At 61.8% G+C, this 19,886-nt stretch carries 21 protein-coding genes and 1 tRNA gene; 3 read left to right on the top strand and 19 right to left on the bottom strand.

What is annotated here, in order from left to right:
- Positions 1-83: 83 nt before the first annotated feature.
- The 5 genes from NA8A_RS01110 to NA8A_RS01090 form a co-directional block, all read right to left on the bottom strand.
- Positions 84-701, bottom strand: a complete 618-nt coding sequence (locus NA8A_RS01110; RefSeq protein WP_009449370.1) for a ribonuclease D — start codon at positions 699-701, stop codon at positions 84-86.
- 22 nt (positions 702-723) lie between these two features.
- Positions 724-2,103, bottom strand: coding sequence for a M20/M25/M40 family metallo-hydrolase (locus NA8A_RS01105; protein WP_009449369.1), 1,380 nt, complete (start codon positions 2,101-2,103; stop codon positions 724-726).
- A 122-nt stretch (positions 2,104-2,225) separates the two neighbouring features.
- Positions 2,226-3,218 carry a BMP family lipoprotein gene (locus NA8A_RS01100; protein WP_009449368.1) on the bottom strand — a complete coding sequence of 331 codons (993 nt, stop codon included), beginning with the start codon at positions 3,216-3,218 and terminating at the stop codon, positions 2,226-2,228.
- 226 nt (positions 3,219-3,444) lie between these two features.
- Positions 3,445-4,116 carry a peptide-methionine (S)-S-oxide reductase MsrA gene (gene msrA, locus NA8A_RS01095; protein WP_009449367.1) on the bottom strand — a complete coding sequence of 224 codons (672 nt, stop codon included), beginning with the start codon at positions 4,114-4,116 and terminating at the stop codon, positions 3,445-3,447.
- Between the two features lie 21 nt (positions 4,117-4,137).
- Complete coding sequence (locus NA8A_RS01090; RefSeq protein ID WP_009449366.1) at positions 4,138-4,452, bottom strand: hypothetical protein; 315 nt, start codon at positions 4,450-4,452, stop codon at positions 4,138-4,140.
- A 219-nt stretch (positions 4,453-4,671) separates the two neighbouring features.
- Between NA8A_RS01090 and NA8A_RS01085 the strand changes: the two genes are divergently transcribed.
- Positions 4,672-4,761, top strand: a tRNA-Ser gene (locus tag NA8A_RS01085).
- 250 nt (positions 4,762-5,011) lie between these two features.
- On the opposite strand, the gene NA8A_RS01080 is transcribed toward NA8A_RS01085, so the two are convergent.
- Positions 5,012-5,596, bottom strand: a complete 585-nt coding sequence (locus NA8A_RS01080; protein WP_040671487.1) for a YdeI/OmpD-associated family protein — start codon at positions 5,594-5,596, stop codon at positions 5,012-5,014.
- A 391-nt stretch (positions 5,597-5,987) separates the two neighbouring features.
- Between NA8A_RS01080 and NA8A_RS01075 the strand changes: the two genes are divergently transcribed.
- Complete coding sequence (locus tag NA8A_RS01075; protein WP_009449364.1) at positions 5,988-7,187, top strand: amidase family protein; 1,200 nt, start codon at positions 5,988-5,990, stop codon at positions 7,185-7,187.
- Positions 7,188-7,235: 48 nt separating this feature from the next.
- Here the strand turns inward: NA8A_RS01075 and bioB are convergent, their stop codons facing one another.
- The 4 genes from bioB to NA8A_RS01055 form a co-directional block, all read right to left on the bottom strand.
- On the bottom strand, positions 7,236-8,240 hold the full coding sequence (gene bioB, locus NA8A_RS01070) for a biotin synthase BioB (protein WP_009449363.1): 1,005 nt from the start codon (positions 8,238-8,240) through the stop codon (positions 7,236-7,238).
- Positions 8,237-8,812: a biotin transporter BioY gene (locus tag NA8A_RS01065; RefSeq protein ID WP_009449362.1), complete on the bottom strand. Its 576-nt coding sequence runs from the start codon at positions 8,810-8,812 to the stop codon at positions 8,237-8,239. The genes bioB and NA8A_RS01065 overlap by 4 nt, the downstream gene beginning before the upstream one ends.
- A gap of 359 nt (positions 8,813-9,171) precedes the next feature.
- Entirely contained in the window at positions 9,172-9,537 is a 366-nt protein-coding gene (locus NA8A_RS01060) for a hypothetical protein (protein WP_143087924.1), read from the bottom strand.
- Between the two features lie 489 nt (positions 9,538-10,026).
- Entirely contained in the window at positions 10,027-10,473 is a 447-nt protein-coding gene (locus NA8A_RS01055) for a VOC family protein (RefSeq protein ID WP_009449360.1), read from the bottom strand.
- Between the two features lie 103 nt (positions 10,474-10,576).
- Here NA8A_RS01055 and NA8A_RS01050 point away from each other — a divergent pair, with 103 nt between their 5' ends.
- On the top strand, positions 10,577-11,038 hold the full coding sequence (locus NA8A_RS01050) for a MarR family winged helix-turn-helix transcriptional regulator (RefSeq protein ID WP_009449359.1): 462 nt from the start codon (positions 10,577-10,579) through the stop codon (positions 11,036-11,038).
- 115 nt (positions 11,039-11,153) lie between these two features.
- Here NA8A_RS01050 and NA8A_RS01045 read toward each other — a convergent pair whose 3' ends face one another.
- The 9 genes from NA8A_RS01045 to NA8A_RS01005 all read right to left on the bottom strand — a co-directional run bounded on the left by NA8A_RS01045 (position 11,154) and on the right by NA8A_RS01005 (position 19,758).
- A complete protein-coding gene (locus NA8A_RS01045; RefSeq protein WP_009449358.1) occupies positions 11,154-12,230 on the bottom strand; it encodes a saccharopine dehydrogenase family protein in 1,077 nt (358 codons plus the stop codon).
- A gap of 5 nt (positions 12,231-12,235) precedes the next feature.
- Positions 12,236-13,009: an amino acid ABC transporter ATP-binding protein gene (locus tag NA8A_RS01040; RefSeq protein WP_009449357.1), complete on the bottom strand. Its 774-nt coding sequence runs from the start codon at positions 13,007-13,009 to the stop codon at positions 12,236-12,238.
- A gap of 14 nt (positions 13,010-13,023) precedes the next feature.
- Positions 13,024-13,689: an amino acid ABC transporter permease gene (locus NA8A_RS01035; protein ID WP_009449356.1), complete on the bottom strand. Its 666-nt coding sequence runs from the start codon at positions 13,687-13,689 to the stop codon at positions 13,024-13,026.
- 181 nt (positions 13,690-13,870) lie between these two features.
- Positions 13,871-14,797 carry a 4-hydroxy-tetrahydrodipicolinate synthase gene (gene dapA / locus NA8A_RS01030; protein ID WP_009449355.1) on the bottom strand — a complete coding sequence of 309 codons (927 nt, stop codon included), beginning with the start codon at positions 14,795-14,797 and terminating at the stop codon, positions 13,871-13,873.
- 13 nt (positions 14,798-14,810) lie between these two features.
- Positions 14,811-15,560, bottom strand: coding sequence for a 4-hydroxy-tetrahydrodipicolinate reductase (locus tag NA8A_RS01025; RefSeq protein ID WP_009449354.1), 750 nt, complete (start codon positions 15,558-15,560; stop codon positions 14,811-14,813).
- Positions 15,561-15,571: 11 nt separating this feature from the next.
- On the bottom strand, positions 15,572-16,969 hold the full coding sequence (locus NA8A_RS01020) for an aldehyde dehydrogenase family protein (protein WP_009449353.1): 1,398 nt from the start codon (positions 16,967-16,969) through the stop codon (positions 15,572-15,574).
- Positions 16,966-18,327 (bottom strand): FAD-dependent oxidoreductase, encoded by a 1,362-nt coding sequence (locus tag NA8A_RS01015; RefSeq protein WP_009449352.1) that lies wholly within the window; start codon positions 18,325-18,327, stop codon positions 16,966-16,968. Before NA8A_RS01015 ends, NA8A_RS01020 begins: the two co-directional genes overlap by 4 nt.
- Complete coding sequence (locus tag NA8A_RS01010; protein WP_009449351.1) at positions 18,320-18,574, bottom strand: 2Fe-2S iron-sulfur cluster-binding protein; 255 nt, start codon at positions 18,572-18,574, stop codon at positions 18,320-18,322. The genes NA8A_RS01015 and NA8A_RS01010 overlap by 8 nt, the downstream gene beginning before the upstream one ends.
- Positions 18,571-19,758: an NAD(P)/FAD-dependent oxidoreductase gene (locus tag NA8A_RS01005; RefSeq protein WP_009449350.1), complete on the bottom strand. Its 1,188-nt coding sequence runs from the start codon at positions 19,756-19,758 to the stop codon at positions 18,571-18,573. Before NA8A_RS01005 ends, NA8A_RS01010 begins: the two co-directional genes overlap by 4 nt.
- Positions 19,759-19,886: the final 128 nt, after the last annotated feature.

Below are 19,886 nucleotides of genomic sequence, written 5' to 3'. Positions count from 1 at the left end.
CGCAGTTAAGTCAAAAGTGAATGAAAACGGTAAAGCCATGGTTTCCACACCCGCTCAGGGACAAGCCACCATGCTCCGCACACTCAGCTATGAGCGAAGATGTCCTCTTCTTCCCAACCCATCAGATCGAGCCGAGCGCGGGTCGGCAGAAACCGGAAGCAGGCTTCGGCCTCTCGCAGGCGGTTTTCCCGCTGAAGCCGCTCCAAGAGCTTGTCGCGCAGCTGGTGCAGATACAGGACATCCGAAGCCGCATATTCCAACTGCTCGGGCGAAAGATCCTTCGCCGCCCAATCGGAGGATTGCTGCGCCTTGGACAGCGAGACGCCGATCAGTTCGTTACACAAATCCTTCAACCCGTGACGGTCCGTGTAGGTGCGGGTGAGACGCGAGGCGATCTTGGTGCAAAACACCGGATCGGCCATCACACCGAAGGCATTGTAGAGCACCGCGATATCAAACCGCGCATAGTGAAACAGCTTGGCGATCTTGCGATTTTTCAGGAGAGCGACGAGGTTCGGCGCCTTCTTCTGCCCGGCATCGATCTGCACCACGTCCGCGGTTCCATCGCCCGGCGAAAGCTGCACCACGCAGAGGCGATCGCGATGTGGGCGAAGGCCAAGCGTCTCGGTGTCGATGGCGACAGCGTCCACCTGATAATTGTCTAGGTCTGGCAAATCATTGCGGTGAAAGCGTATGGTCATCTTGTTTTTTCCCTGCGCCATCTCACTTGCCCAGCATGTCGAGAATGCGAGCCCAGGAGCGCTGGCCGTGATGGAAGGAACTCATTTCGTATTTTTCGTTCGGTGAATGGATGCGGTCATCGGACAGGCCGAAACCAACAAGCAGCGATTCCATGCCGAGCATGCGACGGAAATCGCCAACAATCGGAATGGACCCGCCCATGGCGACCGCGATGGCCGGTTTCGGCCATTCCTCGGTCAGCGCTGCCTGCGCCTTGACGACAAGCGGCATGTCGTAATCCAGCTGGAAGGCCGGCGACCCGCCATGCGGATAGAACTCGACCGAGCAATCGGAGGGAATGCGCTCCTCGACAAAGGCGCGAAAGGCTGCGCGAATCTTCACCGGATCCTGGTTGTGCACCAGACGAAAGGAGACTTTCGCTGACGCTTCGGCGGGGATGACCGTCTTGAAGCCCTTGCCGGTGTAACCGCCGATGATGCCGTTCACCTCGGCGGTGGGACGCGCCCAGACCAGTTCGAGAACCGAACGATCCTTTTCGCCGAACGGCTTCGACAGGCCGATGGGGCCAAGAAAGGTTTCCGCCGTCTCGCCGAGCGATGCCCAGCTTTCCAGAACCGATTTCGGCGTTTCGTCCACACCTTCGTAGAAACCCGGCACCGTGACGCGACCGGTTTCGTCGTGCAGATCGCCCAGCACCCGCGCCAGGATGGTGATGGGGTTGGCCGCCGCTCCGCCAAACTCGCCCGAATGCAGATCGCGATCCGCCGCTTTCACGACGATCTCCTCGCCGACCAGCCCGCGCAGGCCGACACAGACAGCCGGCGTGTCGCGGTCCCACATGCCCGTGTCACAGACCAGCGCGAAATCGGCCTTCAGTTCGCCGGCATTCGCTTCCAGGAAGGGTTTCAGCGACGGAGAACCTGACTCCTCCTCCCCCTCGAACAGGATACTGACCCGGCAGGGCAGCTTGCCATGCACGGCCTTGTAGGCGCGGCAGGCTTCCACGAAGGTCATGAGCTGGCCCTTGTCGTCGGCGGAACCGCGCCCGGTGATGACCTTGCGACCCGGCTCGATCTCCTTCACCTTCGGATCGAAGGGATCGTCGTTCCACAGGTTCAGCGGATCGACAGGCTGAACGTCGTAATGGCCGTAGAACAGAACATGCGGCCCTTCGCCCTCGTGATGGGCAACGACCATCGGATGACCCGTCGTATCACGCACGCTTGCATCGAAACCGATCGACTTCAGGTCTTCCACCAGCCACTCGGCTGCCTTGCGGCATTCATCGGAAAAGGCCGGATCGGTGGAGATCGAGCGAATGCGCAGGAGATCGAAGAGCCGCTCCAGGCTCTGGTCAAGCGAATTGTCGAGCTGGGTGAGAACCGGGGCGAGATCGGACATGGAGCACTCCTGAAAACCGGACGGCGAAGAAGAAACAATGCGGGCCTACCATAGATCGGTGGCCGATCTGAACGAAAAAAGGGCCGCAGGCGGCCCTTTTCCGATTCCTTGCGGACGCCGCCTCAATAGGGGCAGGCGTTGTCGTCGAGGAAATTGTGCACGGTGATTTCGCCGGCGACGATCTTCGCCTTGACGGCCTCGACGGCAGTCTTCATCTCATCGGTCACCAGGTCCTTGTTGTTATCGTCCATGGCGTAACCCACACCATCGTCGGCAAGGCCGAGATCCTCGACGCCGTAGGTGAACTCGCCATTCTTGGCATCCATGAAGGAATCATAGACCGCGACATCCACCTGCTTGACCATGGAAGTGAGCACGTGACCGGGCTGAAGGCCATTCTGATTGGAATCGACGCCGATGCCGAGCTTGCCGGCATCCGCCGCCGCCTGCAGCACACCGACGCCCGTACCGCCAGCCGCATGATAGATCACATCCGCGCCCTGGGCCATCTGCGTGCGGGTGATCTCACCGCCCTTCGTCGGGTCGTTCCATGCAGAGGGCGTATCGCCCGTATAGTTGCGGATCACCTTGGCGTCGGGGTTGGCCGCCTTGGCGCCGCCCACATAGCCGCATTCGAACTTGCCGATCAACGGAACCTGCATGCCGCCCACGAAACCGACCGTGCCGGTCTTGGAAGCCATCGCGGCGAGCATGCCCACCAGATAGGATCCTTCCTGCTCCTTGAAGGTGACGGAGCGGACATTGGGTTCCTCGACCTTGTCGTCGATGATGGTGAAGTTGGTGTCGGGATATTCCGGCGCCACTTTCTTCAGGTAATCCACCCAGGTGAAGCCCGCCATCACGATGGGGTTGCGGCCGTCTTCTGCGAAACGGCGCAGGGCCTGCTCGCGCTGGGCATCGTTGGAGATTTCGAAATCGACATACTCGATGCCGGTTTCCTGCTTGAACCGTTCGGCGCCGTTATAGGCGGCCTCGTTGAAGGATTTGTCGAACTTGCCGCCCAGATCGTAGATGACGGCCGGGGCTATGTCGGCCGCGAGGGCACTCGCTGTCATTGCGGAAGAGGCCAGGAGGCCGAGAACGATACGCTTCATATGATCCACACCCTGTCAGTTGCCATGGCTGTTTGAGCCGCAACGGCTGCGCCCATGACTTTCGCGCGCAGCCCATGCGCCCGTTAAAGGGCGTTTCGCCGGCCGCAAGATGACGGCGCGAAACAGCGTGAGCGGGAGGTTTTTCCCTCCCCATGACGGCACTGTTGCATGGCCCGCGTGAAAATTCACGCGGAATTTTGACCGTTCGGAAAAGAGCCGGAAGCCTTCAGCCGGCAACAGCCGGCGGCTCGCCGGCACAGGCGACGCCGGTTCCCTGAAGGCCGCAATAGCCATAGGGATTCTTGCCGAGATATTGCTGGTGTTCTTCCTCGGCATAGTAGAATTCCGGGGCTGGCGCGATCTCGGTTGTGATCGCCTCCCGGCCTGCCGCCTTGAGGGCCGCCTGATAGTGATCGCGCGAGGCTTTGGCCTCGGCGAGCTGCGCTTCGCCGGTGGTGAAGATAGCGGAACGGTATGTGGTGCCGACGTCGTTTCCCTGGCGCATGCCCTGGGTGGGATCATGGCTTTCCCAGAAAAGCTTCAGAAGCTCCCCATAGGAAACCTTGCGCGGATCGTAGACCACCTTCACGATCTCCGCATGACCGGTGAGGCCGGTGGTGGTCTCGCGATAGGTCGGGTTGGGGGTGAGACCGCCGGCATAGCCGACCGCGGTGACCCAGACGCCATCCTTCTGCCAGAACAGGCGCTCCGCACCCCAGAAGCACCCCATGCCGAAATAGGCCGTCTCCAGCCCTTCCGGATAAGGCCCCTTCAAGGGATGGCCGGACACATAATGGCGTTCCGCGGTGGGGATCGCCTCGGGGCGTCCCGGCAGGGCATCGTCGCTGGTGGGCATTGCGAGCTTCTTCGAGCCGATGAGTGCATCGAGGAATGACATGCTACTCCTCCTTTGGGTGGTTCAGGCCAGCATCACCGTGCGCCGGCGCTTGTGGCCAATGGCATAGAAGACGAGGGACAGGACCGCGAAGACGAGCCAGCCCGGCAGGGTCAGGATGAAGATCATGACCGGGTCCCAGAGAACGGGCAGCGTGTAGCGCTGGACCACCGCCTGGGCGAGGTTCAGGCTTTCGGGCGCCACGGAGAACCAGCTCTCGCCGAGCGGCGTGAAGACCGGTGCGGAAGCCGCTATGGAGCGTGTCGCGTCGATCACCGCCATGACCACGGCCACGGCGAGGGCGAAGGTTGCGAGCACCCTGAAGAAGAAACGCACCATGAAGCCTCCTGCCGGCGGATTTCGAACGCCCTGTCCTGTTCCGAGAGATAGGCGGGGAAGACCGGAATGGCAATCGCTGCACGGAAAGTTGAGCTTTGGTGAAGTGGGAAGGGCCGTCATGCGCAGCAAATTGCAAAACTGTCACATCGCGGTCTTGGCATTCACGATCAGATCGACTAAGTGAGCCTCGGCGCAACCGCGAAAGCGGCCTGCGCTGCCGGAGAGGTGGCCGAGTGGTTGAAGGCGCACGCCTGGAACGCGTGTATACGGGAAACCGTATCGAGGGTTCGAATCCCTCTCTCTCCGCCATCCCCACCGATTTTCATTTATAGCGTGATAGAGCTTTCGATTGGCGTACGATATCGTGCGGTTTTCGAAGCATAGCCTGTTGCCCGGATGTCTGCAGTGGGGCCGCTTTCCGACCGGTTGGTCCTGGTGGCAGCGGATGAAACAACCGCCATAGACGCGGGCCGACTTTGATGACTGCTTCCGACTTCAATAGCGGACATTAAGGACCGCCGTCGCCGATCCCGAAAACCGCTTCAGCAGCCCGGCGGTTTCAGCCGTGAACGGTCTCTCCGCGTTCTAGCATATCAACGAAGTCCCCGATTTTTCGGGCTCTGGTTTCAGGTTTCTTCACCGATCCGATCCGATACAAGATCGAATATCGGTTAGCGCCAGTGAGCGTAGCGAAGAAAGCTGCTGCCTTCGGGTTCGCATCGAGCGCGGCCTGCAAATCTGGTGGGACCTCAGCTTTGCTAGCTGATGCATACGCCGCCTCCCATCTGCCATCAACCTTCGCTTTATCGACTTCCAACTGTCCAGATGCCTGCATACGCCCCTGCGAAATCAGCTCCAGCGCGCGTTTCCGATTTACATCCGACCACTTGCTGCGCGGTCGGCGTGGGGTAAAGCGTATAAGCCAGCTCTCAGCGTCATATTTGTCGAGTTGGCCGTCGATCCAGCCATAGCAAAGGGCACTGTCGATCGCCTGAGCTTTGGTGACACTGGCGACACTTGAACCCTTCTTAGGAAATTTGATCCATGCACCGTTTGAATCACTCGGCTGAGCCGACAACCAACTCTCCAGTGCGGGTTGATCAGCAAATGAAACTATCGGAAGCCCAGAACGAAATTCAGTCATCCTCTAGCCTAGCGCGCTCCTCTGATTCGATAAAGGTCGGCTTCCGCCAACCCCAGTTTAATAGCGGTCGTTCCACAAACCACCCCAAGCCAGACCATCCAATCGCTTGTCCACCTCCGCAGCCTTTGGGGGATTTTCATTCCGGTCTGAATCACCGAATTGGGCGCGCAAACGCATCACGCCTTCAGGAAATGCCATGGACGTCAGGACAATAGCTCCTCGCCAGTCACCCCGCATTGAAGCGTAATATCCCACTGCCTGGCCGTGCGGATCACATCTTCACGAAGCTTCCAAAACTGTGCAAAGCAGACAACCATAGCGAGCGCGCCATCGCGGTGGTGTAGAGCTGGATCAGACACCATTCAGATTCGCCCTTCGGGAGGAAAACCTCATGCTTGACCGCGCAATCGACCTCGGACTGGTCGAGCAGCTTGACCTTGCCCCGCTGCGCCATGGCCCGCTGGACAAGCTGCGCTTCACCGTGAAAGACAATATCGATATCGCCGGGCATAAAACTTCCTATGGGAGCCCCGCCTGGCGCAATGCGCATCCCGCGCCGGTTCACAACGCCCTTTGCGTGGACCAGTTGCTTGCCGCCGGAGCGCGGTGCGTGGGGAAGGCCGTGGCGGATGAATTCACCTACAGCCTCGACGGGGAGAGTTTCCATTTCGGCACACCCCGCAACGCGAAAGCGCCGGACAGGATTCCCGGCGGCTCGTCCAGCGGCTCCGCCGCTTCAGTCGCCAACGGTATCGCGGATTTCTCGCTTTGCACGGATGCCGGCGGCTCGATCCGCGTGCCCGCAAGCCTCTGCGGCCTGTGGGGGATGCGCCCATCCACGCACCGGATTTCCGAGGCAGGCGTCCTGCCGTTTCAGCCAAGCGTCAGCACCGTGGGTGTGCTTGCCGAACGGCTCGACGTGCTCGACGCCGCAATGCGGGTCATGCTCAACGGCCCGGCAGCGCCACCCCCTTCGCCGGGGCGGATTATCATCCTCGAAGATGCGATGAGCATTGCATCTCCGGCCGTTCAGGATCAGGCTGCCAGCGCATTGGAACGCATCGCCAGCCGCGCCGGGCTTGCCCTTGAAAGGGTGCGTTTTTCCGAAATCATCGGAGAGCAGAGCGAGCTTTCGGCATGCAATCTGAATGGGCTGCGCGATCTGCAAACCGCGGAGTTTCAGAGCACGGTCGGCAACTGGATCGAAGCCTGCAAGCCGGAGCTCGGCTTCACCTTCTCGATGGCCTATGGAAATGTCCAGCGGTTCGACCGCATCGCGGCGCTGGACAGGCTGGCAAACCGCGAGCGCCTCTTCAGGCAGATCAATGCCTTCTTCACCCCGGACACGGTGATCTCATTTCCGACGACACCGACCATTGCGCCCCGGAAAGGCTCGTTGAACACGCTCGAGGCGGTGATGGCTTTCTACGACCCGGCCATGACGATCACCGCATTTTCCGGTGCTGCGCGCCTGCCGGAAATCTCCGCACCGCTGTTGAGCGTTGAACATTGCCCGGTTGGCCTGTCCTTTGTCGCAGGCAATTATCAGGACGAGTTTCTTTTGAATGCGGTGCGGGAGATGCTCATCTGATCCGGGGTTCGGTGTGCCCTTTCTGCGGGAGACCGCGGATATCCGATCTCATTGCCCGCCATGTGCAAGCTCGACGGCCTGTGCACCCCCGGCGCGGCGCGGCTTGCCGATTGCGGCAAAAAGTTCGGCATCCTCGCCGATCTCCGCATTGGGGGTGGTGAGCAGCGCTTCGCCATAGAACACGGAGTTCGCGCCCGCCAGAAGACACAGGATCTGCGCCTCACGGTTGAGGGTCGAGCGCCCGGCGGAAAGACGGATCGTTGCCACGGGCATGACAAGGCGGGTCGTCGCCACCATGCGCACCAGCTCCAGAGGGTCGATAAGCGGCCGGTCCGCCAGCGGCGTTCCCTTGACCGGTACGAGCGCATTGATCGGCACGCTTTCGGGGTGAGGTGCCATTGCCGCAAGAACCTGCAGCATCGAGGCGCGGTCGCGCACCGTTTCGCCCATGCCGATGATCCCACCGCAGCACAGGTCGATGCCAAAGGCGCGCACCGTTGCGAGCGTTTCCAGGCGGTCCTCATAGGTGCGGGTGCTGATGATGCGACCGTAGAATTCCGGGCTGGTGTCGAGATTGTGGTTGTAGGCGGTCAGGCCCGCCGCAGCCAGCCGTTCAGCCTGATGCGGCTTCAGCATGCCGAGTGTGACGCAGGCTTCCATGCCGAGGGCGCGAACGCCCTCGACCATCGCAATCACGGCATCGAACTCCTTGCCATCGCGCACCTGGCGCCATGCTGCTCCCATGCAGAAACGCTCCGCGCCCGCGGCTCTGGCCTTCGCAGCCATGGCAAGCACCCTTGCAGGGTCCATCAGGCGGTCGCGGGTCAGCGCGACCTCGCGGTGATGGGCCGATTGCGGACAATAGGCGCAGTTCTCCGGACATCCGCCGGTCTTGATGGACAAAAGGCTCGCCTTCTGGACCCTGTTCGGATCGTGATACCGGCGATGGACGGCGTTGGCGCGTCCTACCAGTTCAAGCAATGGCAGCTCGTGCAGGGTCACAATCTGCTCGACCGTCCAGTCGTGCCGGATCGTTTGGTCCGCCGCGCTCATTCCGATTGCCCCTGAAGACGAGCAACCGTTGCCGGCAGCGCGGCGCAGACCACCGCAACGACGGCAATCTTGGTAATATCTCCCAGAAGGAAGGGCAAAGCACCGACGGCGAGAAGCTGCCCCGCCGGAACATAAAGGGCGAGCCACGCCATGCCGATTGCATAGACCGGCACCATTCCGGCAAGCATCGCCACAAGCCGCCCCGGCGTACCCTTGCCGGCGGCCATAACGCCCACAAACCAAGAGGCGATGAGATAGCCCAGAAGATAACCGCCCGTCGGGCCAACCATGTAGGAAAAGCCGATGCCGCGTTCGGGCGAACCCGAAAACACCGGAAGGCCCACGGCCCCTGCCGCGAGATAGGCGAGGAAGATGGAGACGGCAATGCGCGGCCCCAACACCACGGCAAAAGCCATGACTGCCATTGTGTGCAGGGTCATCGGCACCGGCCAGAACGGTATCTGCACCTTGGCGGCAATCGTCATCAACACGGCGCCGGCGACAATGATCAACACCATACGCGCCGACAGCGCTAATCGGCGATCAAACGGCTTGAGGGCAGTTCTGCTCATCCTGGTTCTCCTTGTGTAAAATTATAGATAATTAAACGAATCTATCTCTAAATGAATCCATAATTGTTTGGAAATGACAATAGCCGCTCGCTTGGAGGCATTTGACGGGGAAGCAGGCGCGCCGTTGCAAGCCCTAACGTCCAGCGGCTTGCGCACACTGTCCAAGCGGAACCGCCGCTATTTTTCCGGCCCGACTCATGAATGCGGGCTTCCGCGTTAGATTCGATTTTTATAGATAATTTATGAGCGCTTGCCGAAGCTACGCATCCTCACCGTTCCGGCGACGCCGAAGGCAGGCTGGCTTTTCACTGAATAAATCCGGCCTCACGTCGCGCAACGCGGGGAAATGCCCGCCACTGCTAGGCGGGTGATACCTGGCTGCTCCCGGGATTTGTGATCCTGCGGATCTGTTCCACCCAGTATTTGGCATCGTCATCCCGCCAGAAGCCTTCCAGCCTGACCTTTCTGCCGTCGGGCATCCGCAAGGTGACGATTGCGGCGTCATAGGCAGGATAATCGGCCTCGAGCTCAACCTTGAATATCCTGACATCACCAAGGGCGTATCGCGTCAGCCGGCGTCGAAAAGGGGCCTTTCGCTCCAGAACCGCCTCTCCTGCGCCGGGGTCGAGCCTCAGCCCGGTCGAGGAACCGAAAAGCGCCATACCGAGCAAAAACCCCGAGAAAGCCAATGGCACGAGCAGGAAGCCAAGAGTTCCAAATATCATTCCGGCAACCGGCGGATTGGCCCAATCGATCCCTTTCGAATTCTGCACGTATAATGAAATGAACGGGAGGCATATAGGCACCCATGGCAGCAGGAAAAACCGAAGCCATAGGGGAAAGTCGCTTCGATACGTTATGGCATCGCCTTCGAATGCCATGCCTTCTTTCACCTTGCGGGCTGGTGCGGATGGGTTCACGAGATCGAAGCGCTGCCTATTGACGAGACCAAATGTCAGGAGGCGGATGCTATACCGCCACTGTTAAAGAAGTTTGGCTTCTTCACGTCCTGCGCGCATTATTTTTCTCGATTTCGCCCCGTAGCTCGCCATGATCTGGATAGCGCAGAGGCCGATCCATGGCGCCGGTATCGCCACGAGAAGATGGAAGCCATGCGGCAACATGCCCATCCGCTGCCACAAGCTTCCCGAACAGCCGGTCGGCCACGCCGTCAGGGCGTGGCCTGCAGTCATGGAATGACGATACCGAAGCTATCAGCCCGCTTGCGGTTTCCAATCCGATGAAGGGGCGGTGTTGATCATCCAGGGAATGCCAAACTTATCGACCAACGAACCGAAGCCCGGCGACCAGAAGGTTTCCTCAAACGGCATGACCACCCTACCGCCTTCCACAAGCTGATCGAACCAGTGCTGGGCCTTGGCCTTGTCGTCCGTATGCAGCGTGACATCGAAACCGTTCTTCGGCTTGTCGATGTTCGGGCTCCAGCCCAGATCCATGTCGGCTCCCATCAGTGCCTGGTCGCCCACCTCAAGCCAGCAATGCATCAACCAGGTCTTGTATTTCTCATCGGTGATCGGCATGTCCGGCGGCCCGTCGCCATAGGGAAAGGCCGCCGTGATCTTGCCGCCCAACACCTTTGCATAAAACTCGAACGCCTCGCGGCACTGGCCCCGGAAGCTCAAGCTCGTCACAATTTTCATGGCCATATTCCTTCTTGGTCGGGCGAAGATGCATCAACGGAATTGACGCTCCACAAACTAAGTTGATATCAACGTAAATGGATACTCACTGTCAACCGACCCCATGAACGCTCCTGACAAGCCTGACCTTTCGACAACTCTTCTCGTGCGCGACAGCTGTTTATGCCTTCATGCGCAGAGGGCAGCACGCGCGCTTGCACGGCGTTTCGACGTGGTGTTCAAACCGCTCGGCATATCGAGCGGACAGTTTTCCCTGCTTATGTCCCTCAACCAGCCGCAGCCACCCAATCTGCGCAGCGTGGCCGAGCTACTGGCAATGGATCGCACGACCCTGACCGCCAATCTCAAACCGCTGGAGCGCAGAGGCCTTGTGAAGACCATAACCGACCCCGCAGACAGGCGTGCCCGGCTTTTGAAACTGACGCGGGAGGGAGAGGCTGTGCTGGCCAGGGCCGTGCCCCTGTGGCGTAACTTGCATGCGCGGATCGAAGCCGAACTCGCCAACCCCGATCAACTGCGCCTGGAGCTCAACCGTCTCCTTGGCGCAGGAGACAGCGCCGGTTGAAGGGCTGCGGGTCTAGATCGGTTCACCGTTTCCCCTGAACCGATCTATCTCTTTGCCCGCATTTGTGCGGACGTCAGATGGTTCCATCTGACTGCAAAATGCCGGGACTAAACACCTAGGCCTTGAGAAGCGGCCCCAAAAACTCGCCGCTGAGAAGCTCGGACGCCTTCAAGCGATGATGAGCGACGAAGCCCGCCTTCGCGATTTCACCTGCGCGAAGGCGCGATAGCAGGCTTGCCGCATAGCCGGCGGCAACCGAGCTCAGGGCGTTGAACGGGCCGTCTTCACCCTCAGGCTGGAAGCGGTGGACCACCGTCTTCTCGCACGAGTTTCCATCCCGCATTCCCTTCGCCGTCACGGCAAGGACGAGCACGTCGTCAGCGATTTCCGGCAAGCCGTTCATCAGAAGCGTGCGCAGCATGTCGCGCCGGTTCCGAAGACCAAGATCATCGAGCAGAAAGCGCATGTAATCCAGATGTCCGGGATAGCGCAGGGTCTTGAAGGTGATGTTGCGCGGTCCTGCCTCGGCCAGAAGCGAAAGGTCCTCCAAGCCGCCGGAGGTTACAAACCCCTCATAGGTCACGCCGTCGATGCGAATCTGCTCATACTCCTCGAGCGGCGCAAGGTTCACCGCCTGCCCGTCCCGCAACGCCGCGCTCGGCAGAGTGTATTCGTCGATCAGGCTGCCCACATTCCAGATATGGCCATAGCCGAGCCGATTCGTGGGAAAGCGCGGTATGGCCCCGACGCGAATGGTAAGGTCGCTGACCGGCGCAAGGGTTTCCAGAAGACCTGTCGCGACATTATCGATGACCCCCGGCGAAACGCCGCATCCCATCATTACGGCGCGACGTTGCGCGAGCGGTGCCAGAATTTCACGCATGCGCTCGCGGGCCGGCGAGAAATCGAGATAATGTGCACCTGCCTGCACAGCCGCTGCGGCGATTTCCGGACGAGCGGCCTCGGGCACAGCAGCCACCACCGCATCGCAGCCCGCCAGAAGCGAGGGCAATTCATCGCGATAGCCATAGGAACGCACACCCACCGGCAGGTCGAGACCGCGCAGCCGGTCTATCGCATCTTCGGAACAGTCGATCACCTCGACCGCAAAACCCGGCCTTCCGGCAAGCGCGCCCGCAAGGGCCGCGCCCACCTTGCCCGCGCCGAAGATCGAGACCTTGAACGGCTGCATTCCAATCACCCCCTGAACCGGGAAACGAACCCCTGAAGGCGGGGGTTCTGCGGGTTGAGAATGACCTGATCTGCCGATCCGGACTCGGCTATGACGCCCTGATCGAGAAACAGGACGCGACTGGCGACATCCGCCGCGAAAGCCATTTCATGGGTGACGATGGCCATGGTCATACCCTTTTCCGCCAACCCCCGGATCACGGACAGAACCTCCCCGACCAGTTCCGGGTCTAGAGCGCTCGTCACCTCATCGAGGAGAAGCACTTCCGGCTCCATGGCAAGGGCACGGGCGATGGCCACGCGCTGCTTCTGCCCGCCTGATAGATGGTTTGGATAGGCACCGTGCTTCTCCGCCAGTCCGACCTGGGACAGGAGGTCCATTGCCCGCTCCTCGGCTTCCTTTCTCGGGGTCTTGCAGACCACGATCGGACCTTCGGTCACGTTCTGCAGCACCGTCTTGTGCGGAAACAGGTTGAAGTGCTGGAAGACCATACCGACATGGCGCCGCAGCGTGCCGATGCCAATCTCCCCGCCCTTGTCGCGGAAATGATCGCCGACCGTCTTCTGGCGAAAGCGCACCGTGCCGCCCGTGGGGATTTCCATCATGTTGAGGCAGCGAATAAAGGTCGACTTTCCCGAACCGGAGGGGCCGATCAGAGCCACCACCTCACCGCGGTCGAGGCTGAGATCAAGCCCTTTCAACACCTCGTGCTTGCCATAGCTCTTATGCAGGGACAGCGCTTCGATGATGGGGGTGGAATTCCGTGCTTGTGCGTTCATGGTCATGCCTCCACTCAGTCGCTCACGCGAAGCCGCTTTTCGATCCAGTCGGCAGCCTGCGTCAGAGGCAGGAGCATCAGGATGTAGAGCGCAGCCATCACCGTGTAGGATTCAAGCGGGCGATAGGTCTGCCCGTTCACCACGGCGGCCATATAGGCAAGGTCGGCCACGGAAATGACCGAGACCAGAGAGGTGTTCTTGAACTGGATCACCGACTGGTTGATGAACGAGGGTAGAACGCGCTTCAGCGCCTGCGGCAGGATGATGCGCTTCATCGACTGCCAGGGGCTCATGCCGATTGCGGCAGCGGCCTCGCGCTGCCCCCGGTCGATGGAAACGATGCCGCCCCTGAAAATCTCCGCATAAAAGGCGCCGACATAAAGCGACAGCGTCAGCATGCCCGCGACGCGATTGTCTATCGATGCGCCGATCAGGAGCGGGAAGGCGTAATAGAACCACAGCAACTGAACGAGCAACGGGGTGCAGCGGAATATCTCCTGGTAGACCCGGGCGATGACGTTGAGAACGCGCCAGTGCGACAGACGCGCAGCGCAGGTCAGAAAGCCGATGATGACGCCGAAGAAAATGGACCCGAAGGTGTAGACGACGCTGATCCACAATCCCCAGAGAAAGAGATCGTAATACTGCCAGACCGAATGAAAATCCCAGTTGTAGCTCATCGCGTTCCCCTTGCCGGCATGGCGTCGTCGGAAATGCTCCGGCGGCGCCAGGCGCTGCTTGTCTTGGCGATCATCCTGATTCCCCGTTCTCTTTGTTCTTGGGCCGCAATTGCCGACAATCGCGGCCCGTTCACTGTTCTATGTCCATCCGCTACAGACAATGCAAAGGTTCTCGCGACCGTTAGCGCATTTCTTGGAAGGAGGAGGAGGCGGAGGCAAAGCGCCCGAGCACACCGGCAAGCTTCTCGCGATTGCCGCTCGACACCGGCACCATGGGCAGCCTCATTTCGGGCCCGGCAAGATTCGACAGGGCAAGTGCGGCCTTGACCGGACCCGGATTGCTTTCGATGAACATGGCATCGGTCAATTCTGCGATCATCTCGTGCAAGGCGAGCGCCCTCGTCGTCTCGCCCCTCTGCCAGGCCTCAACCATACGCACCATTTCGCCGGGAGCGACATTGGCAACGACGCTCGTGACACCGAGCGCGCCGAGCGACAGGAACGGCAGGGTAAGCCCATCGTCGCCGGAGTGAATGATAAGGCTTTCGCCGCATGCCTGGCGCAGGCGCGTCACCCGGCCCGCATCGCCGCCCGCTTCCTTCATGGCAACGATATTGGAATGCCGCTGCATCAGGGTCGCGCAGGTTTCGGGCGCAATCTCGACGCCGCAACGGCCGGGAACCGAATAGAGCATGATCGGCAAGCCGGTTGCCTCGGCGGCAGCGCCATAGTGGGCGATCAACCCTTCCTGGGTCGGCTTGTTGTAATAGGGCGTGACAATCAGAAGCGCATCGGCACCTGCCCTTTCCGCGCGCTTCACCTTGTCGACGGTCTTGCTCGTGTCGTTGGCGCCGGCGCCTGCCATCACCAGTGCCCGGCCGCTTGCCAGCCGGACGGTGCGTGCGATCAGCTCTTCGGCTTCCTCGTCGGAAAGTGTTGCCGCCTCGCCCGTGGTACCAACCGGCACGAGGCCTGCGACGCCGGCCGCAAGCTGCCGTTCGACCAGAGCATCGTAAGCAGCGTAGTCGACCGCACCGTCCCTGAACGGGGTGACCAGCGCGGTGAACACACCCTTGAAGCGGTTTGCCAGTTCGTTCATCGTCGTCATCCTTTCGTCCTCATCATCCTTTTCCGGCCAGGCTGTCCGCGAGGCTGTAAAGCCCGGGACCGCCATTGCGGGACACCAGCCATTGGGCCGCCGCCAAAGCGCCCTCGGCATAGGCCGCCAGCGCATGAACCCGGTAGGTCATGACCAGCTCGGCCGATCCCATGTCGAAACGCACCTCGTTGACGCCCACCGTGTCGCCTTCCCGGCGCACGGAAACCGGCGGTTCAGGCGCTGCAAAGCCCATCGTCCGGCTGCGTTTCTCGAAAAGATCGCGTGCCAGCAATCGCGACGTGCCTGAAGGTTCGTTCTTCTTGCGGGCGTGATAAATCTCGCCGACGGATGCTTCCGCGTCCGGCATCCGCCCGGCAAACTCCACCGCGCCCAGGCGGAAGGCTTCGAACCCACGGGCGAAATTGGCGCTGACGAGAAGCGGGCGATGAGTGGACCACTCGATCAGGCGTTCCTGCTCCTCCGGTGAAAAGCCGGTGGTGCCGATCACCATCGGGATGGGTTTGGTGCCCACATCTTTCTGCAAAGCCAGACTCGCAGAGGGCGTGGAAAAGTCGATCATCACGTCGTTATGCGTGTTCATCGCCGCTTCGGCCGGGCGGTATTCCAGGCTGCCGCCCGCAACGGGCGAACCGACCAGCCGCGACCCCGGAGAGACAAGAGCAGCCACCAGGTCCAACCCCGGATTGGCAAGAACCAGCTCCACCAGCTTCGTGCCGACCCGCCCCGACGCGCCGAAAACAGCGATCCGCATGGCTCTCCCCCTCAGTCGATCACCACTTTGGGTTCCGACATCTCGCGCAGGGCGATCCGCACCCCCTCGCGCCCGAGACCACTGCGCTTGACGCCGCCGAAAGGCACATGCTCCGCCCTGAAATCCGGACCTTCGTTGATCATCACGCCACCCACGATCAGATCGCGGGAGAAGCGCTTGATCAGCGCGTGATCGTTGGTGAAAACACCCGCCTGGAGCCCATAGGCCCCGGCGTTCACTTCGGCGATCGCCTCGCCCGCATCGGTGAAGCTGCGGATGGCGATGATGGGGCCGAACGTCTCGTCGGCGATAACCGGCGCATGAGGCGCCACATCGGAAATCACGGTCGGAGCGAAGAGGGTCCCATCATGGGTGCCCCCATGCAAAAGGCGCGCGCCGGAGGCGAGCGTCGCCTCGACCCGCTCCGCCACCGTTTGTGCGGCGGCAAGGTCGATCACGGTTCCCATATCCGTATCGTCCCGCGAGGGATCGCCGAACTCGACCGCATCCACGGCAGCGAGCAGCTTTTCGGTGAAGGTCTTTTCGATGTCGCGGTGGAGGTAGAGTTTCTTCACCGCGGCGCAGCTCTGTCCGGCGATCTCGAAACGGTGACCGATGGTGGTGGCCACCGCCTTGTCGAGATCGGCGTCGGGCAGCACGAAAAGCGGGTCGTTGCCGCCAAGCTCCATCAGGCATCGGACGAGGCCGCTGGCATTCTTGAGAGCAAGGCCGGCCGCTGGACCACCCGTGAAGGAGAGGAGGTCGATCTGCGCGGAAACGAGCGCCAGCGCCGCCTCGGCACCACCCTGAACGATCTGGAAGAGATGGTCCGGCCAACCGGCCTTCAAGGCCAGTTCGCGCAGGCGGGCAGCCGCCAGCGGCGCCTTGGGCGACGGTTTTGCCACCACCGCATTGCCAGCGGCGATTGCCGGGCCCAGCTTGTGGCAGAGAAGATTGAGCGGGTAGTTGAACGGGGTTATCGCACCGATGACGCCGACGGGCTCGTAGGTCACCATCGCCTGCCGCCGGGCACCGCCCTCGACGATTGCGCAGTTGAGCACTTCACCATCGAGGAAGGTCGCTGCATCGCCGGAGAGCTTCAGCGTGTTCTGCGCGCGGCGCACCTCATTGCGCGCTTCGCGAATGGTCTTCCCCATCTCCGAGGAGATGATGCGCGCCAGATTTTCCGCATCCGAAGCGATCTCGGCAGCCAGCGCATTGAGCATCGCACGGCGTTCGGCCGGAGTGGAATGGCGGAAATCATGCCCGGCACCTCTGGCGCGGAGAACCGCAGCCGAGATTTCGGCGGGCGCTGCCTCGACGACCTCACCGACAAGGGAGCCATCGAAGGGGTTGCGGACGACGGCCGCCTTGTGAGCGGAAACGGTTACGCGTTGCGTCTGCATCATTTGTGAACCTCGTCAGTCATTTCTTTGTCTTGATCGGTGTTTTCGGGTGCTGCCTGCATCAGCGCGCCAATGGAAACAGGTCGTGCCGGCCAGCGGCGGCCGGTCAGATCCACAGGTGTCGGCGCAGGCGCTTCGGGGCGCATGCGCGCCATCAGCACTGCCGTGTTGGCCGCGCAGAAGCGTCCCTGGCATGCCCCCATAGCAAAACGCCCATTGTGCTTGACCTCGCGACCCGTCAGCCGATCCGGCATCTCGCAGAGAGCGCGCAGATCACCGACCGTCCGTCCCTCGCAGCGGCAGAGGAGGGTTTCATCAGGAAGGTTTTCAAACGGCAGCGCCTCGGGCAAAGGCGCAAAGAGCCTTGCAAGCAGTGCCTGCGCCTTGCGGTAACGCGCGATGTCGCGGCCTTCCCGCGAATTGGCCGTGCGGTCCGCACCAAGATGGCGGATCGCCTCGCGGGCGGCACGATGGCCATCGGCCCCGGCTGCCGGCGCACCGAGCGCTTCGCGGCAATCGCCGGCATGAAGAACCAACGGCCCCTCACCGCGTCCGCCGACCTGCGGCAAACCGAAATCGTTCGGCCTGATGCCATCGTGCAAGGCGACGCGATCAACCTCCATCCGCCGGGTTCCACGCGCATCCTCCAGGGTGACGGCGAAACCTTCTCCTTGGGGTTCGATGGCGGCAAGCCGGGTTCCGCGCAGCCAGGGTACACGGTGGCGTTTGACGTCAAGGACGTAGCCTGCCGCTTCGCGCAACAGTCCCGGAAAGGCGAGCAATCCGAGGCCGGCGGCGGGTCGGCGGAAAGGATCGCCCGCCTCAACCACCGCAACGGGTGGATTGCCGAGGCGCGCCATCTGCGCTGCAACCGCAATCAGCAAGGGGCCGTTTCCGGCCAGAATGACGCGACCCTCGGGCGCACGGCCCCGCTCCTTCATCATCACCTGCAGGCCACCAGCCGTCGTCACGCCCGCGAGATGCCAGCCTGGACGCGGGTGGACGGTCTCGACCGCGCCGGTGGCGAGAATAACGACCTTCGGACGGAGGCACACGACCCCGCCGCTGCGGCGGTCGTCCAAAAGAACCTGCCCATCGGCCTCTATCCCAAGAAACACCGTGGCATGGCGAACCCGGACCCCGCTTTCGTCAAAGGCCGCCGACAGGGAGCGCCAGCGTGCTTTGGCGGCGGCAGCCTGCGGGACCGGGGTCGCAGCTGAAATGGGTTGACGATAGATCGCGCCGCCAATGGTCCCGCGCTGTTCGGCCAGTTCGACAGAGACGCCGGAGGCCGCGAGTTCGACGGCTGCAGCAAGCCCCGCCGGCCCCGCTCCAACGATGAGCACATCCGGATCAGCCATGCGCACCTCCCGCCGGCTCGACCTCAAGCCCGGCTGCAGCCGCTGTAAGGCAAGCCTCACGGGTCGCTCCATCGACGCGCACAAGGCAGCACTGGCACGCGCCGATGCCGCAGAAAAAGCGCATCTGCGACGGTGGCACGCCCGGTCCGAAAGACACCATGCCCGCGGCATCCAGCGCAGAGGCAATGCTTTCGCCCTCTTGAAAAGGGATGCTCCGGCCCATCCAGAAGAAGGTCGCGCCGCTCATGCCGCCACCTCGCATGCACCGAAACGGGCGGGATCGAACGGACGCAGGTCAAGCGAAGGAGCTTCGCCGCAAACGAGATCGGCAACCACCTTGCCCGTAAGCGGGCCAAGGCAGATGCCATCGCCTTCGAAACCGGTCGCCACAAAAAGATTGTCGCGACCTGGAACGCGGCCGATCAGGGGAAGCCCGTCGGCAACCGCCGTGCGGCTGCCTGCGAAGCTGCGCAGAAGGCGCACATTTGCAAGGCCCGGCAGAAGCGCCACGGCATCGCGCAGTATCTTTGCAACGGCCTCCACATCGTTGAGCGTGCGGTCGCCATGATCCTCGCGGGTCCCGCCGATCAGAAACTGGCCGGTGCGCAGCGGGTCGATGACCAGGCCAAGCCCGCGCGCGGGCGCACCATGTCCCGAATTCTGGCTTCCCTTGGACAGAAGATAGCGCCCTGACATGATGGCCCCTGGCAGACCGGCATTCAGCTCAGGCGCGCGCTCGGTCACCAGAAGCTGGCCCTTGCGCGGCGTCAGCACATCGGAAAAGCCGAGCAAGGCCCCCGAGCCCGTGCCGGCGGCGACCACGACCGCGTCACCCTCGACAGGGCCATGCTTCGTCATCACACCGCGAACGCCATTGCCGCTCGATGACGGGAGGAAGCCTTCCACCACTGCGCCGCGATGGACGACGATGCCCGCCGCCGTGAGAAGGCGGTGGACGATCTGATAACCGATGGCATGGCCTTCATCATGAACCTCGACAGCCATCATCGCCTCGCCCGACACAGCAGGCATGCGCTGGCGAAGCTCTTCATGCTGGAGGATATCGATGCGGACACCAGCACCCGCCAGCGCAGCGGAATGTGCTTCCAGAACGGCGCATTCGGCCTGTGAGGCCGCAACGATGAAGGTCGAGCGCGTCTTGAAGAAGCCGGAGAACAGGCCCTCCGATTCCAGTTCACGATAGAGGCGGACACCCGCCAGAGCAGCTTCCATCATGGGGCCTGGTCGCTTGCTGGCAACCGACACCGCGCCATCGGCTGCTCCGGTCGCTTCAGCTGCGGGCGCGACGGCCTCCACGAGACGGACCTCGATCCCGCGCCGCGCCAGGAAATAGGCCGTGGCGGCGCCCACAATGCCCGAACCGACGATAACGACGGCGGACGGAAGACTGGAAAGTGAACGGGCTCTCATCGCGCAAACCGGGATGGTTGTCATGCCCCGGATATTGATGGCAGGCCGCTTTCACCGTCGATACAAGATGACGGCCTTGCAAGTTCACGAAATTTGTATCGGATAGAAGGCGTGCGCCCCTTAAGGCT

The sequence above is a fragment of the Nitratireductor indicus C115 genome (genome assembly GCF_000300515.1).
Taxonomy (GTDB): domain Bacteria; phylum Pseudomonadota; class Alphaproteobacteria; order Rhizobiales; family Rhizobiaceae; genus Nitratireductor; species Nitratireductor indicus.
The sequence above is the reverse complement of the archived record's forward strand: the minus strand, read 5'-3'. Positions and strand labels throughout refer to the sequence as shown.